The 19,031-nt window shown below is 73.6% G+C and carries 18 protein-coding genes; 12 read left to right on the forward strand and 6 right to left on the reverse strand.

Annotated features, from left to right (window positions below):
- Nucleotides 1–7 precede the first annotated feature (7 nt).
- The 3 genes from EIY87_RS34865 (at nucleotide 8) to EIY87_RS34875 (ending at nucleotide 2,946) form a co-directional block, all read left to right on the forward strand.
- Entirely contained in the window at nucleotides 8–721 is a 714-nt protein-coding gene (locus EIY87_RS34865) for a hypothetical protein (RefSeq protein ID WP_225440223.1), read from the forward strand.
- Between the two features lie 117 nt (nucleotides 722–838).
- The gene (locus tag EIY87_RS34870) at nucleotides 839–2,188 is read left to right on the forward strand and encodes an MFS transporter (RefSeq protein ID WP_225440224.1); all 1,350 of its coding nucleotides are present in this window, start codon (nucleotides 839–841) and stop codon (nucleotides 2,186–2,188) included.
- Nucleotides 2,185–2,946 carry an N-acyl homoserine lactonase family protein gene (locus EIY87_RS34875; protein WP_125314151.1) on the forward strand — a complete coding sequence of 254 codons (762 nt, stop codon included), beginning with the start codon at nucleotides 2,185–2,187 and terminating at the stop codon, nucleotides 2,944–2,946. The genes EIY87_RS34870 and EIY87_RS34875 overlap by 4 nt, the downstream gene beginning before the upstream one ends.
- On the opposite strand, the gene EIY87_RS34880 is transcribed toward EIY87_RS34875, so the two are convergent.
- The gene (locus tag EIY87_RS34880; protein ID WP_125314152.1) at nucleotides 2,924–3,586 is read right to left on the reverse strand and encodes a TetR/AcrR family transcriptional regulator; all 663 of its coding nucleotides are present in this window, start codon (nucleotides 3,584–3,586) and stop codon (nucleotides 2,924–2,926) included. The two genes, EIY87_RS34875 and EIY87_RS34880, sit on opposite strands and share 23 nt — an antisense overlap.
- Nucleotides 3,587–3,678: 92 nt before the next feature.
- Here EIY87_RS34880 and EIY87_RS34885 point away from each other — a divergent pair, with 92 nt between their 5' ends.
- Nucleotides 3,679–4,605, forward strand: coding sequence for a shikimate dehydrogenase (locus EIY87_RS34885; RefSeq protein WP_225440242.1), 927 nt, complete (start codon nucleotides 3,679–3,681; stop codon nucleotides 4,603–4,605).
- Complete coding sequence (locus EIY87_RS34890) at nucleotides 4,592–6,412, forward strand: bifunctional sugar phosphate isomerase/epimerase/4-hydroxyphenylpyruvate dioxygenase family protein (protein ID WP_125314153.1); 1,821 nt, start codon at nucleotides 4,592–4,594, stop codon at nucleotides 6,410–6,412. Before EIY87_RS34885 ends, EIY87_RS34890 begins: the two co-directional genes overlap by 14 nt.
- Nucleotides 6,413–6,424: 12 nt before the next feature.
- On the opposite strand, the gene EIY87_RS34895 is transcribed toward EIY87_RS34890, so the two are convergent.
- Complete coding sequence (locus EIY87_RS34895) at nucleotides 6,425–7,288, reverse strand: EamA family transporter (protein ID WP_225440225.1); 864 nt, start codon at nucleotides 7,286–7,288, stop codon at nucleotides 6,425–6,427.
- 83 nt (nucleotides 7,289–7,371) lie between these two features.
- Between EIY87_RS34895 and EIY87_RS34900 the strand changes: the two genes are divergently transcribed.
- Nucleotides 7,372–8,262 carry a LysR family transcriptional regulator gene (locus EIY87_RS34900; protein WP_125314154.1) on the forward strand — a complete coding sequence of 297 codons (891 nt, stop codon included), beginning with the start codon at nucleotides 7,372–7,374 and terminating at the stop codon, nucleotides 8,260–8,262.
- A gap of 123 nt (nucleotides 8,263–8,385) precedes the next feature.
- A complete protein-coding gene (locus tag EIY87_RS34905) occupies nucleotides 8,386–9,132 on the forward strand; it encodes a D-Ala-D-Ala carboxypeptidase family metallohydrolase (RefSeq protein ID WP_125314155.1) in 747 nt (248 codons plus the stop codon).
- Between the two features lie 65 nt (nucleotides 9,133–9,197).
- Here EIY87_RS34905 and EIY87_RS34910 read toward each other — a convergent pair whose 3' ends face one another.
- Nucleotides 9,198–9,611, reverse strand: a complete 414-nt coding sequence (locus EIY87_RS34910; protein WP_125314156.1) for a nitroreductase/quinone reductase family protein — start codon at nucleotides 9,609–9,611, stop codon at nucleotides 9,198–9,200.
- A gap of 57 nt (nucleotides 9,612–9,668) precedes the next feature.
- Nucleotides 9,669–10,202 (reverse strand): YbhB/YbcL family Raf kinase inhibitor-like protein, encoded by a 534-nt coding sequence (locus EIY87_RS34915; protein WP_125314157.1) that lies wholly within the window; start codon nucleotides 10,200–10,202, stop codon nucleotides 9,669–9,671.
- 87 nt (nucleotides 10,203–10,289) lie between these two features.
- Here EIY87_RS34915 and EIY87_RS34920 point away from each other — a divergent pair, with 87 nt between their 5' ends.
- Nucleotides 10,290–10,922 (forward strand): GntR family transcriptional regulator, encoded by a 633-nt coding sequence (locus EIY87_RS34920; protein ID WP_125314338.1) that lies wholly within the window; start codon nucleotides 10,290–10,292, stop codon nucleotides 10,920–10,922.
- Between the two features lie 6 nt (nucleotides 10,923–10,928).
- Here EIY87_RS34920 and EIY87_RS34925 read toward each other — a convergent pair whose 3' ends face one another.
- On the reverse strand, nucleotides 10,929–11,195 hold the full coding sequence (locus tag EIY87_RS34925) for a hypothetical protein (protein ID WP_125314158.1): 267 nt from the start codon (nucleotides 11,193–11,195) through the stop codon (nucleotides 10,929–10,931).
- A gap of 227 nt (nucleotides 11,196–11,422) precedes the next feature.
- Between EIY87_RS34925 and EIY87_RS47850 the strand changes: the two genes are divergently transcribed.
- Nucleotides 11,423–11,587 carry a hypothetical protein gene (locus EIY87_RS47850; protein ID WP_158641419.1) on the forward strand — a complete coding sequence of 55 codons (165 nt, stop codon included), beginning with the start codon at nucleotides 11,423–11,425 and terminating at the stop codon, nucleotides 11,585–11,587.
- Between the two features lie 13 nt (nucleotides 11,588–11,600).
- Nucleotides 11,601–14,504 (forward strand): helix-turn-helix transcriptional regulator, encoded by a 2,904-nt coding sequence (locus tag EIY87_RS34930; RefSeq protein WP_125314159.1) that lies wholly within the window; start codon nucleotides 11,601–11,603, stop codon nucleotides 14,502–14,504.
- Nucleotides 14,505–14,532: 28 nt separating this feature from the next.
- Here the strand turns inward: EIY87_RS34930 and EIY87_RS34935 are convergent, their stop codons facing one another.
- Nucleotides 14,533–15,822 carry a type VII secretion protein EccE gene (locus EIY87_RS34935; protein ID WP_125314160.1) on the reverse strand — a complete coding sequence of 430 codons (1,290 nt, stop codon included), beginning with the start codon at nucleotides 15,820–15,822 and terminating at the stop codon, nucleotides 14,533–14,535.
- Nucleotides 15,823–15,945: 123 nt separating this feature from the next.
- Here EIY87_RS34935 and EIY87_RS34940 point away from each other — a divergent pair, with 123 nt between their 5' ends.
- Both EIY87_RS34940 and EIY87_RS34945 read left to right on the forward strand, forming a co-directional pair.
- Nucleotides 15,946–18,081 (forward strand): fibronectin type III domain-containing protein, encoded by a 2,136-nt coding sequence (locus tag EIY87_RS34940; RefSeq protein WP_125314161.1) that lies wholly within the window; start codon nucleotides 15,946–15,948, stop codon nucleotides 18,079–18,081.
- Complete coding sequence (locus tag EIY87_RS34945; RefSeq protein WP_125314162.1) at nucleotides 18,078–19,031, forward strand: AAA family ATPase; 954 nt, start codon at nucleotides 18,078–18,080, stop codon at nucleotides 19,029–19,031. The genes EIY87_RS34940 and EIY87_RS34945 overlap by 4 nt, the downstream gene beginning before the upstream one ends.

The raw sequence follows: 19,031 nt of genomic DNA on the forward strand, positions 1-19,031 counted from the left end.
CAGACCCGTGCTGTGGACGTTCGGGGCGCTCGCCGCCGGGGGACTCGTGTTCGGCGCGCTGCTGGCGCTGAACATTCCGTACCGGACCACCGCCGCACCGGAAACCACGGCGGCGCCGCCTTCGCACCCGCCGGTCGCCCCGGCGGAGATGGCCGCGTGGGTCACCGACGTCCGCCCGGGCCCGGACGACCGCACCGCGGTGTTGCGCGTCGACCTGCCGTCCTGCGCCCTTGCGCCGCACGCCCGGGTCACCGAAACCGCCGAGCGGATCGACGCCGACGTCCTGTTCCAGCCCCCGGCGGACCCGGCGTGCCCGCGGACAACGGCCGACTTCCCGGTGAAGACGGCAGCGCCGATCGGCACGCGCCCGGTGGTCGTCAACGCGGGGGACAGCTGGCGGCTGCTGACCGGCGGCTGGAAGAAGTGCGACAAGGTCCTCGGCTGCGAGCCGCCCGCCGACCACTGCGCCCAGGCGTGGATCGCGCAGCTCGAGTTCTCCGCGGAGGCCGAGCACCCGGGCACCAAGCGGGCGTGCGACCAGAACTGGCTGATCCACGACCTGTCGCGCCGCGGCCAGGCCGCGAACCGGGTCGCCTACCGCTGGGCGGGCGGTGGCTGGACGAGTTTCGCCTCGGCCACGGGCGGCGGCTGCGGCGAAATCCTGGCCGTCGAACCCGCGTTCCCCCAGGCGCTCTGCCGGGACCTCACCCCGCCGTCCTGAGAAACCCGTACTTGACAAGCCCGCGGGCGCCGTTCAATCTCTCTAATTAACCGTACGGTACATACCTAACCGGTTAGTTACTCGGACTGCAGTGGCGCACCCGCGGAGGAGATTGACGTGACCGATCGGCCGGACGGCGCAGTGGACGCCCCACCCGCGGGCAGGCCCGCCAAGGCGGCGCTGGCCGCGTGGATCGGCAGCGCGCTCGAGTACTACGACTTCTTCATCTACGGCACGGCCGCCGCGCTGGTCTTCAACAAGATCTTCTTCCCGGCCTCGTCGCCGGCGACCGGCACGCTGCTCGCGCTGTCGACCTTCGGCGTCGGCTACGTCTCCCGGCCGCTCGGCGCGCTGCTGCTGGGGCACCTGGGGGACAAGTTCGGCCGCAAGCGCGTGCTGCTGGTGACGCTCCTGCTGATGGGCCTGTCCACCGTGCTCGTCGGCTGCCTGCCCGCGTACGGCAGCTGGGGCGTCGCCGCGCCGATCCTGCTGGTCGCCCTGCGGTTGCTGCAGGGTCTGTCCGCCGGTGGTGAGCAGGCCAGCGCGAACTCGATGAGCCTCGAACACGCCCCCGAGCACCGGCGCGCGTACTACACGAGCTTCACCCTCAGCGGCACGCAGGCCGGGCAGATCCTGGCGACCGCGGTGTTCCTGCCGGTGGCCGCGTTGCCGCAGGAAGCGCTGCTGTCGTGGGGCTGGCGGGTCCCGTTCTGGCTCAGCGCCGTCGTCGTGCTGGTCGGCTACTACATCCGCCGCTCGCTGGACGAGACGCCGGTGTTCCGGGAAGAAGTCGCCGTCGGCGAGGTCGTGAAGTTGCCGCTGGCCGTGCTTCTGCGGGACCACTGGGCCGACGTCCTGCGTGTCGTCGTCGCGGCCCTGATCGCTTCCGTCAGCACGATCTTCACCGTCTACGCGCTCAGCTACGCGGTCAACACGGCGGGGCTGAGCAAGACGCCGATGCTGTGGGTCGGCGTGCTGGCCAACGTCGCCGCCGTCGTCTCGATCCCGTTGTGGGCCAAGCTTTCCGACCGCGTCGGCCGCAAGCGGATCTTCATCGCCGGGTCGCTGGGCTGCGCGATCCTGATCTTCCCCTACCTCGGCGCCATCGCGGCGGGCAGCTACCTGTGGATCTTCGTCGTCGGCATCGGGATGTTCGGGATCGTCTACACCGCCACGAGCGCCGTGTGGCCGTCGTTCTACGGCGAGATGTTCCCCGCGCGGGTTCGCTTGTCCGGCACCGCGATCGGGACCCAGATCGGGTTCGCGATCAGCGGGTTCCTGCCCACCATCGCGGTGGGCGTGACCGGGACGGGCCGGGGCGCGTGGCTGGGCGTGGCCGTCTTCACCGCCGGGCTGTGCCTGGTCAACGTCATCGCCGTGGCCACCGGGAAGGAGACCTTCCGGGTGCCGACGGCGTTGCTCGGCCGCAAGGAGCCGGTGCGCGGCGAGGTCGCCGTTCCGCGATGAACGAGTTCGAGGTCTACGCGCTCTGCTACGGACGGCGGACGGGGTTCCGTGGCGAGCACTTCCTGGGCTACGACGGGAATTCCGCGGAACCCCACCCGACCGCGTACTACGTCTGGCTGGCGGTCTCGCCGGCGCACACGGTGCTCGTCGACGCGGGCATCCGGGCCGAGCGGGCGCGCGAAATCCCCGGCCTGGACTACGTCGAGCCCGTCCGGTTGCTCGCCGAACTCGGGGTCGGCCCCGAGGCGGTGGACCACGTCGTGCTCACGCACCTGCACTACGACCACTGCGGCACGGTGGCCCGCTTCCCGGCCGCGCGGGTCGTGGTCCAGCGGTCCGAAGTGGACTACTGGACCGGACCGTGGGCCAAGCGGATCGAGCGGGAACGATGGCTGCTCGACGAAGCCGTGCTCGAAGACCTGCGGGCCGATCCGGTCGACGGGGACGTGGAAGTCGTGCCGGGGCTGAGCGTCCACCTCGTCGGCGGGCACACGGCGGGCATGCAGGTCGTGCGGGTCGAGACCGGCTCCGGCCCGGTGGTGCTGGCCTCAGACGCCAGTCACTTCCACGAAAACATCGAGACCGACCGCCCGGCACCGCTGCTGCACTCGATGCCCGGCGTGTACGGCGCCTTCGACCGGGTTCGCGAGCTCGCCGGCTCCGGTCCGGTCGTGCCGGGGCACGACCCGGAAGTGCTGGCCCGGTATCCGCCGGTGGCGGACCGGATCGTGCGGATCAGCGGGACGTCAGGTAGCTGACGAGCATGTCGGCGACCATCCGCCGGTGGTGGTCCCGGAAGGCCGGGTCGAGCATGTCGCGGCCGAAGATGGCGTTGAACGTGTGCCGGTTCGCCGTGCGGAACACGCAGAACGCGCTGATGGCCATGTGCACGTCGAGCGCGTCGACGTCGTCGCGGAACTGCCCGGTTTCGCGGCCGCGGGCGAGGATGCGGGTGAGCACGTCGAGGGCCGGGTTGGCCAGGTTGGACAGTGCGCTCGACCGGGCGATGTGCTCGGCGCGGTGGATGTTCTCGATGCTGACCAGCCGCACGAAGTCCGGGTGGGACTCGTGGTGGTCGAAGGTGAGCCCGGCGAGCTGCCGGATCGCCTCGGCGGGGTCGAGGTGGTCGACGTCGAGGTTCTGCTCGAGCGAGCGGATGACCGTGTAGGCGCGTTCGAGCACCTCGACGAACAGCTGGTCCTTGTTGGTGAAGTAGTAGTAGATCATCCGCTTGGTCGTGCGGGTCTTCGCGGCGATCTCGTCCACCCGGGCGCCGTCGAAGCCCTTCTCGGCGAACTCGCGGGCGGCGGTGTCCAGGATCTCGGTGCGGGTCCGGTCGGCGTCGCGGACGCGTCCGGGTCCGCTGTTCGCCACTTCGCCCGACGTCGGTGCGGCCACGGAGTTCCTTCCTCGCTTCAGCTGGTGCTGACCACTCTAGGCCGTGGTACAAATAACGTACTAGTTCGTACATTAGGGGAGGGCTCGTGACCTTGTCATCCGCCGCCGAGGCGATCCGGGCCCATGCCGCGCGGGCCACGCCGGGCACGGTGCTCACCGGCCTGATCGGGGCGGGCATCGGCCCGTCGCTGAGCCCGCCGCTGCACGAGACCGAGGCCCGCCGGCTCGGGCTGGAGCTGGGCTACGCCCGCTTCGACCTCGACGACCACGACGTCCCGGCCACCGCCGTCGGCCCGATGCTGGCCGCGGCCCGGGAAGCGGGGTACCGCGGGCTGAACATCACGCACCCGTGCAAGCAGGTCGTGCTCGAGCACCTCGACGAGCTGTCCCCGGACGCGGCCGCGCTGGCCGCGGTCAACACCGTCGTGTTCGACGGCGGCCGCGCGATCGGGCACAACACCGACTGGTCCGGCTTCGCGCGCGGGCTCCGGACCGGGCTGCCCGGCGCCGACCTGGGCTCCGTGGTGCTGCTCGGCGCGGGCGGGGCCGGCGCCGCCGTGGCGTACGGCCTGCTCACCTCCGGAGCGGGCCGCCTGCGGATCTTCGACCTCGACGCCGGCCGCGCCGCGGAGCTGGCCGGTGCCCTATCCGAGCGGTTCGGGGCCGGCCGCGCGTCGGCGGGCACCGACCTCGACACGGCGGTCGCTGCCGCCGACGGGCTCGTGCACGCCACCCCAACCGGCATGGCCGCCCACCCGGGGCTGCCGCTGCCCGCCCGGCTGCTGCGCCCGGACCTGTGGGTCGCCGAGGTGGTCTACCGCCCGCTCGAAACCGAGCTGGTCCGCACCGCCCGCGCGCTCGGCGCGCGTGTCCTCGACGGCGGCCGGATGGCGGTGTTCCAGGCCGCGCAGGCGCTCGGCCTGTTCACCGGCACCGAACCCGACGCCGCGCGGATGCTGGACCACTTCGCCCGGCTCACGACGTCCCCGGAAAGGCAGCCCGCCGATGTCCTCGACTGACTCCCGCCGTTCGATCGCCACGGTCTGCCTGTCCGGCACGCTGGAGGACAAGCTGACCGCGGCCGCCCGCGCCGGGTTCGACGGGGTGGAGATCTTCGAAAACGACCTCGTCGCCTCGTCGTGGTCGGCGAAGGAGATCGGCGAGCACTGCTCCGAGCTGGGCTTGTCGATCGACCTGTACCAGCCGTTCCGCGACTTCGAAGCGGTGCCGCCGGACGTGCTGGCCCGCAACCTCCGGCGCGCCGAGTTGAAGTTCGACGTCATGGGCCGGCTCGGCGCGGACACGATGCTGGTGTGCTCGTCGGTGTCCCCGGACGCGGTCGACGACGACGACCTCGCCGCCGAGCAGCTGCACCTACTCGCCGAACGCGCCGCGGCGCGGGGGATCCGGATCGCCTACGAAGCGCTGGCGTGGGGCCGGTTCGTCAACACCTACGAGCATTCGTGGCGCATCGTGCGCCGCGCCGCGCACCCGGCGCTCGGGCTGTGCCTGGACAGCTTCCACATCCTGTCGCGGGGGAGCGACCCGGCCGCGATCCGCACGATCCCCGGCGAGAAGCTGTTCTTCCTGCAGCTGGCCGACGCGCCGCGGCTGCAGATGGACGTGCTGCAGTGGAGCAGGCACCACCGGCTCTTCCCCGGCCAGGGCGCGTTCGACCTGACGGCGTTCACCGGGCACGTGCTGGCGGCCGGCTACCGCGGGCCGCTGTCGCTGGAGGTGTTCAACGACGTCTTCCGCCAAGCCGACCCGGGACCCGCGGCCGTCGACGCGATGCGATCCCTGCTCGGCCTGCAGGAGACGCTCGGGGCCGCCGGGCTGCCGCCCGCTCCGGCGCTGTCCGGGCACGCGTTCGCCGAGCTGGCGGTCGACGCCGACGCGGAGGTCCGCCTCGCGGAAGCCTTGCGCGGGCTGGGTTTCACCGAGACAGGCCACCACCGGTCCAAGCCGGTCCGGTTGTGGCGCCAGGGGGACGCGCGGATTCTGCTGAACAGCGCGGAAGCTCCGGGCGCGTCGGTCGCCGCGGTCGCCGTCGAGAGCGCCGACCCGGTCGCCTCCGCCAAGCGGGCCCAGCGGCTGCTCGCGCCGATCCTGCCGCGCAGCCACCGCGCGGACGAAGCCGACCTGTCGGCGATCGCCGCGCCCGACGGCACCTCGGTCTTCTTCTGCCGCACCGGGGCCGACACGGCGGACAGCTGGCTCGGCGACTTCACGGAGACGTCGCCGGAGGGCGCGGGCGCCGGGGTGACCGGGATCGACCACCTGGCGCTGACCCAGCCGTTCGACCACTTCGACGAGGCGGCGCTGTTCTACCGCGCGGTGCTCGGCCTGGCGCCGGAGCCGGTGACGGAGTTCGCGGCGCCGTTCGGGCTGGTGCGCAGCCGGACGGTGGCCGACCCGTCCGGGCGCGTCCGGATCGCCCTCGAATCGGCCCTGCTCCGGCGCGGCGACTGGGCGCCGGGGGTGCGCGAGCCCCAGCGCATCGCGCTGACGACGGGCGACGCACTGGCGAGCGCTCGCCGGATGCGCGAGCTGGGCGCGCCCCTGCTCGAAATCCCCGGCAACTACTACGACGACCTCGACGCCCGTCTGGCCCCGGAGCCTTCGCTGCTGGCGGCGTTGCGAGAGGAGTCGGTGCTGTACGACCGGGACGAGCACGGCGAGCTGCTGCACTTCTTCACGGTGGTGCTGGGCGGCCGCGTCATCTTCGAGGTGGTGCAGCGGATCGGCGGCTACGCCGGCGACGGCGCGGCGAACTCCCCGGTCCGGATGGCCGCCCACCGGCGGCAGCGCGCGGCTGCGGCGTAGCCGCGGGGGACGTCAGCCCGGCGCGGAGTGGGCGAGCACCGGCTCGCGTGCCCCGCTGCGTTCGGCGCCGACGCCGGCTGCCACGACGAACAGGACCCCGGCCACCGCGCCGGGGTTCGGGACCTGGTGCAGCACGACGAAGCCGATCGTCAGCGCGATGGCCGGCTCCAGGCTCATCAGCGTGCCGAACGCCGAGGCGTTCAGCCGGCGCAGGGCGAGCATTTCCAGGCTGAACGGGATCACCGGCAGCAGCACCGCGAGCCCGAGGCCGGCGAGGACCAGCTCCCAGGTCAGGTGCCCGAAGGCGTCCGGCTCGACGGCGAGCGTCGCCACGATCCCCGCCACCGGCATCGACACGGCGAGCCCGCGCACGCCCGCCACCTCGTCGCCGACCCGCTGCGTCAGCAGGATGTAGGCCGCCCAGCACACCGCGGACGCGAGCGCGTAGCCGACGCCCAGCAGATCGGCGCCGCCCCGCCACGGTTCGGTCAGCAGGAGCACGCCGGCCGCGGCGAGGACCGGCCACAGCTTCTTGCCACCGCGCCCGCGCGTCACGGCGACGGTGAGCGGCCCGAGGAACTCCAGCGCGCTCGCCGTGCCGAGCGGCAACCGGGCGACCGCCTGCATGAACAGCACGGTCATGCCCGCGGTGACCACGCCGAGGCCGCAGCAGGCGAGGAAGGTGCTCCGCCGGAACGACGACGGCCGCGGCCGGACCAGCACGAGCAGCAGCACGCCGGCCCACGCCAGGCGGAGCCACGCCGCCCCCTCGGGGCCGAGGCGGTCGAACAGGCCGACGGACACGGCGAGACCGAGCTGGACGCAGAGCATGGCGGCGACCGCGAAGGCCGCGCCGGCACGGGTGGAGGACAGCACGGGCCGAGCAAAGCCCATCCCCACCGTTCGCGTCCACGTGCCGATCGTGGACGTACCGTTCGCGGATCGTGGACAATTACGGGATGGACACCCGCAGGCTGCAGTTCCTCCTCGAACTGTCGCGGCACGGCTCGATGCGCGCGGTCGCGGATGTGCTCGGCACCACGACGTCCACGGTCTCGCAGCAGATCGCGACGCTGGCGAAGGAAACCGGCGCGCCGCTGCTCGAACCGGACGGCCGGCGCGTGCGGCTCACCCCCGCGGGACGGCGGCTGGCCGAGCACGCCGTGACGATCCTCGCCGCGGTGGAGGCCGCTCGCGCCGCACTCGACCCCGGCGCCGAGCCGGCGGGCACCGTCCGCGTCGCGGGGTTCGCCACGGCCGTCCGGCGCTCCGTCCTGCCCGCGGCGACCGCGCTCGCCGCGCACCACCCGCGAGTCGAGCTGCGGATCAGCGAGTACGAACCGCAGGAGGCGTTCGCGGCGCTGCTGGCCGACGACATCGACCTCGCCCTCACCTACGACTACGACCTCGCCCCGGCGAGCGTCGACCCCGCGCTCACGGTGAGTCCACTGTGGACCGCGCACTGGGGCCTCGCCGTCCCGGCCGCCGACGCCGGGCTCGCCCGCGCCGGCGGCACGGTGGCGGTGTTCGAGGCGTTCCGCGACCACGGCTGGATCGTCAACTCCCGCAACACCGCCGACGAGGACGTCGTCCGCAGGCTGGCGTCGATGGCCGGGTTCACCCCGCGCGTGACGCACCGCGCGGACAGCTTGGAATTGGTGGAGGACCTGATCACGACGGGCCCGGCGCCGTCGGTCGGCCTGCTGCCGGCGGGCCGGGCGGTGCAGCCCGGGGTCGCGTTGCTGCCACTGGCCGGGCCGGACGTGCGGCAGCGGGCGTTCGCGTGCACCCGGCGCGGGCGGGAGGCGTGGCCGCCGTTGGCGCTGGTGCTGGGCTTGCTGGCGCGCTGAGGCCTTGTGGTGCGAACACCCCACAGCGTGGTGCTCGCCACCGCATTAACGTGCGGGACGGTGAATCGCGGACTGCCCGCGGATTCCGGGTCTCACCTCCCTCGCCCGAAAGGTGTTCCTGTCATGCGCATTCGTCTTGTGCTGCCCTTGCTCGCGCTGCTGGCCGCGTTCGGCACGGCGGCGGCCGCCCCGGTCGCGGCCGATCCGGTGCAGGTGATGGCCGCTTCCGACGCCTGTTACTCGTGGGGGCGCACGCTGGCGCAAGGGGCGTCCGGCGAAGACGTCCGCCAGCTGCAGATCCGGGTCTCGGGTTACCCGGGCTACGGCGGGGTCCTGGCCCTCGACGGCCAGTTCGGGCCGGGCACCAAGGCCGCGGTCACCCGCTTCCAGCAGGCCTACGGGCTCGCCGCGGACGGCATCGCCGGGCCGGCGACGTTCGGGAAGATCTACCAGCTGCAGGACGACGACTGCACGCCGGTCAACTTCACCTACGCGGAACTGAACCGCTGCAACTCGGACTGGTCGGGCGGCAACGTCCCCGCCGCGACCGCCAAGGCCAACGCGCTGGTGTCGATGTGGAAGCTGCAGGCGATGCGGCACGCCATGGGCGACCGCCCGATCGTGGTCAACGGCGGCTTCCGCAGCGTCGCCTGCAACAACGCGGTCGGCGGCGCGGCCGCCAGCCGCCACCTCTACGGCGACGCGGTCGACCTCGGCGCCGGGACGCAGGGCTTCTGCGGACTGGCGCGGGAGGCCCGCAACCACGGCTTCGCCGAGATCCTCGGCCCGGGCTACCCGGACCACAGCGACCACACCCACGTGGCGCACCGCTCGACCCGCTTCTGGTCGGCATCCTCCTGCGGAATCTGACGCTCGAATGCCGTCAAGGCCACCTTACGGGCGTCAGACGCCCGTAAGGTGGCCTTGACGGCACGTCAGCGGCGGACCAGTTCGACGACCGGGATGAGGCGGTCGACGTTGGCCTGGTATTCGCCGAACTGGGGACGCTTCTCGACGTTCTTGGCGTAGATCTCGTCCCGCTCGGGGCCCGTGATTTCGGTCGCCCGCACGGGGAACGTCTCGGTGCCGAGTTCGACGGTCACGTCGGGGTGGGCCATCAGGTTGTAGTACCAGCCCGGGTTCTCCGGCAGGCCGGCCTTGCTGGCGAAGACGAACAGGCGCTCGCCCTCGGCGTAGCAAGCCAGCGGGGAAACGCGCTCGACGCCCGACTTGGCACCGAAGTGGTGCACCAGGATGAGGGTTTCCCCGGCGAACCCACCGCTGAGCTCGCCGCCGTTGGCGCGGTACTCGTCGATGACTTTGGCGTTGATCTCGTCGAAATCGGGCATGGCTCCCTTTCTCAATACCGCGGTGTCACCGCCAGCCTATCGGGGGCCGCCGGATTTTCAGGCCGCCGTTTCGGCGGTGGCGGTCAAGACAGCACGACCGAGGATGTGGCCCGCCATCGTGAAGCCGAGGACGGCCGGCGTGGTGTCGGCCGGGACGCCGATGGTGTCGACGTCGAGGGCGTGCACCACGACGAAGTAGCGGTGCGGGCCGTGCCCGGCGGGCGGGGCGGCGCCCAGGTAGCGGGGCGCGCGGGCGTCGTTGGGCAGCTGGAAGGCGCCCGCCGGCAGGCCGGAGCCGGTGTCGTCGCCGGCACCCTCCGGCAGTTCCGCGACGCTCGCCGGGATGTCGGCGACCGCCCAGTGCCAGAACCCGGAGCCGGTGGGGGCGTCGGGGTCGTAGACGGTGACGGCGTAGCTCTTGGTGCCTTCCGGCGCGCCGCTCCAGCTCAGCTGCGGGGAGCGGTCTTCGCCGCCCGGGACCCCCGAAGAGAACTGCGCGCGGGGCCAGGCGGCGCCGTCGGCGACCGTGCTGCTGGTGACGGAGAAAGCGGCGGCTTCGGGGAGGCGGGCGAACGGGTCGTTGACGGTCATCGGAGTCCTTCCAGGTGTTCGTGTCATCGATGATCGTACAGATAATCGATTATTGACCGCAACATCTATGCTGCGGTCATGGGACAGATGCTGTCGGAGCAGGTCTACGCACACCTGCGGGACGCGATCATGCGCGGTGACTACGCCCCCGGCGAGCCGCTCAAGCCGCAGGACCTCGCCCGCGACCAGGGCGTGAGCCTGGCCGTCGTGCGCGAGGCGCTCGTGCGGGTGGTCGGCGAGGGCCTGGCCGACCGGCTGCCCAACCGCGGCTTCGCCGTCCCGGAGTTCTCCGACCGGCGCTGGCAGGAGATCACGGAGGCACGCCGGACGGTCGAGCCGGTCGTGCTGCGCCTGTCCGTGGAGCGCGGCGACGTCGACTGGGAGGCCCGTGTGCGCGCCGCGCACCACCGCCTGGCCCGCACCGAGCCGTACGCGCCGGGCGAAGGCGAGCACTACACCGCCGCGTGGGCCGAAGCCCACCGCGTCTTCCACCGCACCCTGCTGGAGGGCTGCGGCAACGCGGCCCTGCTCGACACGTTCGACCGGATGTGGGCGGCGAGCGAGCTCGCCCGCCGTTGGTCGGCCCTGCGCGCCCCGGACCGGGACGCCGTCGGTGAGCACCGCGGGCTGGAGGAGGCGGCATTGAACCGCGACGCCGAAAAGGCAGCCGAGCTGCTGGCCCGCCACCTCACGCTGACCGCGGCGGCGCTCGACGGCTGAGGTTCCTCAGCCCGTGGCGGCAGTGCGCGCGTCCCGGTGATCGGGCCGGACCGCCGGGCGCACGACGGACACCGGAGTCACGACGACCACCAGCCGCACCACAGCCGAGCCCGTGGGGCCCGGCGACACGACCACCTTCGTCACCGTCACCTCGGCCGTGTACAGCTCCACCCCGGCGGCCGCCGCGGTCGCGGGGCTGGTGAGCATTCCCGCGGCCACCAGGGAAACCCCGGCCAGTGCCGTCGCCGGGGAAAGCAGGAGCCGACCGAGCACGTTCCCCCCATCGACGGTGCGGAACCGGCCCCCCAGTGCCGGTTCCGCCGATCAGCTTCGCCGGGCGCGGGCCCGGCGCAGTAGGGGAAACACCCCCGCATTCCCGCCGCGGCAAGGACGATCGATGACCCGAACGGCGTAGTCCCGGCCCGTCAGGTGCTGGCCAAGCAGGACGGATTCCGGCAAGATGCGACCAGGTCTTCGCGTACCCAGGGGAGGGGCTCGACGTGGAACTCGAAAGCGTGGACGAGGTCATCGGCGACGTGCGGTTGCCCGCCGTGAGCACGACCGGCGAGCGGAACGCCGCCTTGACCGGGCGCAAGCCGCGCGTGGACGTCGACACGCTCAGCCTCTACTGCGACGGCAACCCGTCGGCGCGGGGCGAGTGCTAGCAAGGCGACGCCGGTGCTGCTGAGGGCACCGGAGCTGGTCGGCAGGCACCGCGAACTCCGGCGCCTGCGTGACGCGTGGGAGCGGACCAAGACCGGCTCCGGCGAGTTCGCGCTCCTGCTCGGCGACGCCGGGATCGGCAAGTCCCGGCTGGCCGACGAACTCGCCGAAACCGCGGCGGCCGAGGGTGCCCGGGTGCTTCGCGGCCGGCGCGGCTCGGTCGGGCCGCCGGTGCCGTACCGCCTCCTGACCGAGGCCCTGCTGTCGCTCGCGCGCTCGGCCGGGGACGTCCGGACCGCCGAACTCGATCCCTACCTGCCCGCGCTCGGGGCGCTCGTGCCGGACTGGTGGCGGGAAACCCACCGCGGGTACCAGCTTTCACCCCTGACCGTCGCCGAAGCGGCCCTGCGGCTGCTCACCGTCGTCAGCCGCGACGACGGGTGCGTGCTGCTGCTCGACGACCTCCACGACGCCGACGCCGAGTCGCTGTTCGTCCTCGACTACCTGGCCGGCTCGCTGACCGGGACCCGGCTCCTCGTGGTGGCGACGGCGCGGCACGGCTCGCCGTCGACGCTCGGGCTGGCCTCGGCCGCCGCCCAGCGCGGCCGCTGCACCGTCCTCGAACTCCCGTGGCTCGGCCGGGCGGACGTCCACGCGATGGCCGACGGCTGCCTCGGCACCGCGGTACCGGACGAGGTGGCCGACTGCCTGTTCCGGCTCAGCGCCGGAAACCCGCTCGCCGTCGAAGAACTGCTCTACCAGATGGTCCGGGACGACGTGCTCACCGAAGTCGGCGGGCGCTGGCGCATCGCCGAGGTGCTCCCGGTCGTGCCGGCCGCGTTGAGCACGGCCATCGCCCGGCGCGCGGAGCAGCTGGACCCGGGCGCCCGGAGCGTGCTGTCCCACGCCGCCGTGCTCGGTCTCCGGTTCTCGCTCGAGGTCGCCTGCCGCGCGGCGGACGCCGACGAGCGGACCACCCTCGCGTTCGTCCGCTCGGCCATCGCCGGTCAGCTGATCGAGCCCGAAGCCGAGCCCGCCGGCTGGTACTCCTTCCGGCACGCGCTCACCGTCGACGCGCTGCGGTCGCTGCACGACCCGGTGACCCTCGCCCGGCTCGCCGGGCGCGCCGCCGACGCCGTGGAAGCGGTGCACCCCGGGCTGCCCGGCGACTGGTGCCCGCTCGCCGCCTCGCTGCGCCTGGCCGCCGGGGACGAGCCGGCGGCCGGACGGCTCTTCGCGCGGGCGGGCAACGCGGCTTTCGCCCGCGGCGGCGCGGACACCGCCGTGGACCTGCTCACCAAGGCCGATGCCCTGCTGCTCGGCGATCCCGACCTCGACCTGCGCGGCGAAGTGCTGGAAGCGCTCGTCCTCGCCCTGGGCGAAGCCGGGCGGTTCGACGTCGCGGCGTCGTTCGCCCCGCGGTTCGTCGAGCTGGGCACGTCCGAACGCGCCATCGCCCTGCACGTCGGCCTGGCCTGGGCCGCCTACCTCGGCGGCCAGTTCGAGACGGCGGCGGCCGAGGTGGCCGCCGCGCGCGAACTGGCGGGCGGCTCGCCGTCGGGCGCGTCCCACGCCGCCATCGACGCCGTGCACGCGAACGTGCTGGTCGAGCTGGACGGGACCGACCGCATCGCGACGGCGCACCGGCTGGCCGATCGCGCGCTCGCGTACGCCGAAAGCCACGACGAGCCGGTCATCGCGTGCCAGGCGCTGCTCGCGCTCGCCTGCGTGGCCCGCGAAGAGTCGCTGGACGAAGCCGAAGCGTTTTACGAACGCGCGCGGGCCCTGACCGAGCGGCACCGCCTGCCGGTTTGGCGCGCGCACGTGCTGCTGCGGCTGGGCGGCCACCGGATCGTCTTCGGCGGCGACGTCCACGTCCTCGAACTCGCGCGGCAGGAGGCCGGGCAGACCGGCGCGGTCACCGTGGGCCTGATGGCCGACGCGATCCTCCTGTTCTACGGCCGGGTCCTTTGCGGAACCTTTGACGGCACCCCGGAACTGCTCGGCGACGACATCCGCACCGCGGCGCGGTTCCAGCTCGTGGACCTGGTGCGCTACCTGCACGCGATCCACGCGGTCTCGGCCGCCCACCAGGGCGACCGGCGGGCCATGGAGCACGCGATCGACGACTTCCTGGCCGCCGGCGGCGACGGCCAGGCCGAAATGGCGCTGGTCCTCGGCCTGGCACGGGCGTTCTGCGCGCTGCTCGAAGAGGACCGCGACCGGGCGGCCCGGGACCTGACGGCCGCGGCCGGCTACCTCGACCGGTTCCCCGGCTCGTTCCCGCTGGCCGGTCCCCGGGGTGTGGCGCTGCTCCTGCGTGCCCTCGACGGCGAAGTGACCTTGCGCGAGGTGCGCGAGCAGGCGTCCCACCCCGACAGCCGCCCGCGCTGGAACCGCCAGTTCACGTGCTTCGCCGAGGCGATCCTGCTCGGACGGCAAGGCGACGCCGAAGCGGCTACCGCGGCCTTCGCCGAAGCGCTCCGGGCGTCCGAACCCTTCCCGGTGGCCCGCCACCTCGGCTGCCGCCTCGCCGCCGAAGCGGCCATCGCCGACGGCTGGGGCGACCCGGTCGGCTGGCTGCGCGCGGCGGAGGAGTACTTCCACGACGCCGGTGTCCCCGCGGCGGCCCGCGCCTGCCGCGCGTTGCTGCGGTCGGCCGGGGCACCGGTCGTGCAACGCCGGACCGGCTTCGAGCACCTGCCACCGCAGCTGCAGCGAGCCCGCGTGACGACCCGCGAGTTCGACGTCCTGCGCCTGCTGTCGGAACGCCTCGGCAACCAGGAAATCGCCCGGCGGCTGCACATTTCGCCGAAGACGGTGGAGAAGCACGTCTCCAGCCTCAAGACGAAGACCAACCTGGACCGCTCGGAACTCTGCGCCTACGCCGACGGCTTCCGGGCGCTGGGTGCTCGCTGACCCCCGGACTCGCTGCCGCGAACGGGTTTCACGGGACGGTGAGGCCGATCGGCAGCGTCGCCGCCACCCCCTGCGCGTGCCGCCCGTCGAGGCGGTCCACCGACAACGCCCACTCACCGGCGACGCGGGTCAGCTCACCGGCCGCGGCTTCGAGGGCCTCCGGACCGGCGGCCGCGAGGCGGACCGTCGCCTCGGTGCGGACGCGTGCCGTGCCCGCCGGGCGGTGGGCGGTGACCGCCACCGTGACTGCCGCGCGGGGGATCTTCGCCGGCAGCCAGCGAAGCAGCTGCGGGGCGACCGCCGGCGGCAGGTCCGCCCAGCCGTCGAGGCGGAACGCCGCCTGCGCGATCGGGCCGCTGTGCCAGTGGCGCCAGTCCTCGCGCACCTGCCCGCGTCCGGCGTTGACGTGCGCGAGCGAGGCCAGCGTGCCCAGCAGCTCCGGTTCGGTCAGCCCGTGCGCGGGCAGGCCGTCGCGGCGGAGCCGGCGCAGCACCCGCCGCACCGTGTTGCCGAGTGCTCGCTGGACGTCGGTGTCGTGCTGGACGTCGGGGGTGCGCAAGGCCTGGAGCGCGAGCCACACGCGGGGCGGCCGGTCCCGTGCGATCCCCGCGTGGTGGACGACCTGCGCCGCGACGGCCTCCGCCGGTTCGTGCGGCGGGGGCAGCAGGGACTCCGGGGACGGCATCGCCTTCGTCAGGTCCCGCTCGGCCGACTTCGGTTGCAGCACCACGGTGATCCCGGCCGCGCGGCTGAGCAGGAAGCCGTTGTCGCCGGCGGTCCCGGTCGCTTCGGGCGAGAGCAGGCGCAGCAGCTCCCGGCCCGCTTCGGCCGGGCCGCGCAGGTCGCGGGCCCGGTCCCGCAGCGCGTAGTCCGAGCCCACGACGAGCCAGGTGGAAAGCCACCGCCCGCGCACGCGGACGGCGGTCAGCGCCACGACCACCGCGGCCGGGAGCGCCACCGCGACGAGCACCGGCCACGGCCGGGTGGCGGCGGCGACCAGCGCGACCAGGACCAGCTGCCAGCACACGATCCGCGTGACGCCGATCGTGCGCGGCCGCCCGGCCGCGCGGTGGGGCGCTGGCGGGGGAGTCCGCGGCGGGCTCGGCGGGGGCGTGGGCGCCGGGGCCGGAGCCGCGGGCGACGGCTGCCGGGCTGCGGACAACGCGGCGAGCGCGGCTTCGCGGGCCGCCGCGCGCGAGGCCGCGTCCGTGCCGGCCACCGTGCCGAACGCGGCCGGCCGGGCCGCCGCGGGGTACGCGGGCGGGGGTGCGGGCGCTCCGCGGTGCGTGTTCGCCTGTGCCGCGCCGAGATCCGTCATCGCGCCCCCTCTTCCCGCCAGTCCGGGGGCCCAGTTTTCCGGGCCGACCTGAGGATTCGATGACATCGGCGCGGGTCAGGGCGTTTCATCGAAATTTCATGATCGGGCCCTAGCGTCGGCGCCATGTATGCCGACGTGGCCGGGGAGGGCACGGAGAAGAAGAGCCGCGGGCTCGGCGCCGCCGCGCGCACCCGGCTGGTGCTCGCGTTCCTCGTCGCCGGATGCCTCGCGCTGATCGGGGTGGCCGTCGCCGGCCGGGCGCCGATGCCGTCGGACCTGGAGTACGTCCAGGCCGGCCACTGGGTGTACAGCGACGCGCTCCAGTCCGCGCTGCACGTCGACGGCGGCGCCGGCCAGGTCGACGCGCGGGCGGGCGTGCCCGCCGGGCCGGGCAGCCAGGTCGCCCAAGGTGGCCGGTCCGGCTACGTCGTCGACCGCTCCCGGATCACCCTGTTCGACAAGTCGACATTGGGCGTGGAGAGCTCGATCGTGCCGCCCGCCGCGGAAACGCCGTCGGTGCTGGAGGTCGCGGGCGGACCGTACCTCGTCTACCGCAACGCCGGCCGGATCGTCCGGCTCGGCGACCCGGTGGCCACCGTCGCGGCCGGCGGCCCGCTCGCCACGCCCGTCGCGACGACCGACGGAACCCTGTGGGTGTACCGGATCGACACCGGCTCGGTGTGCGAACTGCCGCGCGGCGCCGCCACCCCGACCTGCCCGGCGCAGCTGCCCGCCGGCCACAGCGGGCTGCTCGCGCTGGCCGACGACCGGCCGGTGGTCCTGGACGTCACCGCGGACACGCTGAGCCCGGTGAGCAAGGACGGGCTCGGCGAGCCGGTCGCGATCGGCGTCAAGCTGCCCGCGACGGCGCTGGTGGCCAACACGTCGGTCGACGGGCGGCTGGCCGTCGCCGACCCGGACCGCAACCAGCTGCACCTGATCGACACCACCGGGCTCGGAAAGGACGGCCGGGCCGGCCGCCCGGTTTCGGTCGACCTGCCCAAGGACGGCCGGTTCAGCGGCCCGGTCGCGACCACGCACGTCGTCGCGCTGGTCGACGAAACCCGCAACGAGGTCCGGACCTACGACAGCCACGGCACCCTCAAGAGCAGCAAGAAGGTGCCCGGCGGGCGGCCGCGGCTGGCGCACGGCCAGGACGACCGCGTCTACGTCGACAGCTCCGACGGCTCGCACGTGCTGGTCGTCGACGGCGAAGACGGTTCGGTGGCCGACGTGGCCGTCGATGAACAAGCCCAGAAACAGGCCGCGACCCCGCCGCCGGCGCCACCGCAGCAGTCCGACACCGGTTCGGCGCCGCCGCCGCAACAGCCGCCGTCCCGGCCCGCGCCGCCGCCGGTCGCGAAGGCGACGCCGCCGGGCGCGCCGCGCAACGTCAGCGCGTCGGCGTCGGACGGCTCGATCAAGGTGAGCTGGTCGGGCGCGGCGGACAACGGTGCGCGGATCACCGCGTACCACGTGTCCTGGCCGGGCGGGGCGACGACGGTCGCCGGGACGGCGCGGCGCGCCACCGTGAGCGGGCTGGACAACGGGAAGTCCTCTGTGGTCACCGTGGCCGCGGAGAACTCCGCGGGCCGCGGCCCGGGCGCGAGCGCGAAGGCGGCGGCGCCGGGACAGGCGGCCGGCGCGCCGTCGGTCACCCTGACCACCGGGTCGGGCGGGAAGGTCTCGGCGAGCTGGTCCGCACCGGACCTGCACGGCGCGGACCTGGTGCACTACCTGGTGAGCGCGACCGGTGCGGGGGAGCGTCAGGTTTCCGGCACCTCGACGGCGTTCACCGGGCTTTCCGGGTCCGTCACGGTCACCGTCCGCGCGGTCACCCGGTACGGCTCGGGTGCCGCGCTGACCGGGAGCCCGGGCCGGAAGACGGTGAGCGTGCCCGCGGGACCGCCGACGGTGAAGATCACCCACGTCCAGGGCAAGGGCGCGCCGGACCAGCAGATCATCGTCACCGTGACGGCGAACGGCAACGGCGCGGCCGCGAAGTGCAAGGCGACCGCGATGGGCACGCTCTCGTCCCCGACCGTGCCGTGCAGCGGCACCACGAACCTCACCATCTCGAACATCTACTGGGCCGGCGCGGTCCCGATCGACGTCACCATCACGACGTCGGCGGGCACCGGCTCGGACCACTTCAACGGCACGCCCGCGTTCGTCGTCGTGCTCGGGCCGCTCGCGCTGCTCGGAACGCGCCGCCTGCTCAAGAAAACCGGAAAACCCGAGGCGAAGAAGGAAACGTGACACCGACTCCCAAAGCCGCCTACGAGCTGATCGCGGACAACGTCCAGGCGGTCGTGCGGGGCAAGCCCGAGCTCGTCCGCCTCGCCGTCGCCGCGCTGTTCGCCGAGGGGCACCTGCTCATCGAAGACGTGCCGGGCCTCGGCAAGACGACGCTCGCCCGCTGCCTGGCGCGCAGCGTCGGCGCGAGCTGGAACCGCATCCAGTTCACGCCGGACCTGCTGCCCGGCGACATCACCGGCGTCATGGTGTACCACCAGAACGCCGAGCGGTTCCAGTTCCACCCCGGCGGGATCTTCGCGAACGTCGTGCTGGCCGACGAAATCAACCGCGGCACGCCGAAGACGCAGTCCGCGCTGCTGGAGGTGATGGCCGAGCGGCGGGTGACGGTCGACGCGGTCAGCCAGGACGTGCCGCGGCCGTTCTTCGTGGTGGCCACGCAGAACCCGATCGAGCTGGAGGGCACCTACCGGCTGCCCGAGGCGCAGCTCGACCGGTTCCTGATGCGGCTTTCGGTCGGCTACCCGGACCACGACGCCGAAATGCGGGTCGTGATGGGCGACTGCGCCGGCGTGACGCCGGACGAGCTGCGCCCGGTGCTCGACCTCAGCACCGTGCAGGCCGTGATCGCCGAGGTCCGCAAGTCGCACCTGGCGCCGGAAATCGTGTCGTACGCGGTCCGGCTGGCCACGGCGAGCCGGACGCACCCGGCCGTCCGGTACGGCGCGAGCCCGCGCGGCAGCATCGCGCTGATCCGGGCGGCGCAGGCGCTCGCGGCCACCCACGGCCGCGACTTCGTGACCCCCGACGACGTCAAGGACGTCACGCACCCGGTGCTCGGGCACCGGCTGGTGCTGACGCCGGACGCGGAGCTGAACCAGCGCCGGACCGCCGACGTCGTGGACGAGCTGCTGGCCGAGACGCCCGCGCCGGCGGCCGCGGCGGGGCGGTAG

This window comes from Amycolatopsis eburnea (genome assembly GCF_003937945.1).
GTDB lineage: Bacteria > Actinomycetota > Actinomycetes > Mycobacteriales > Pseudonocardiaceae > Amycolatopsis > Amycolatopsis eburnea.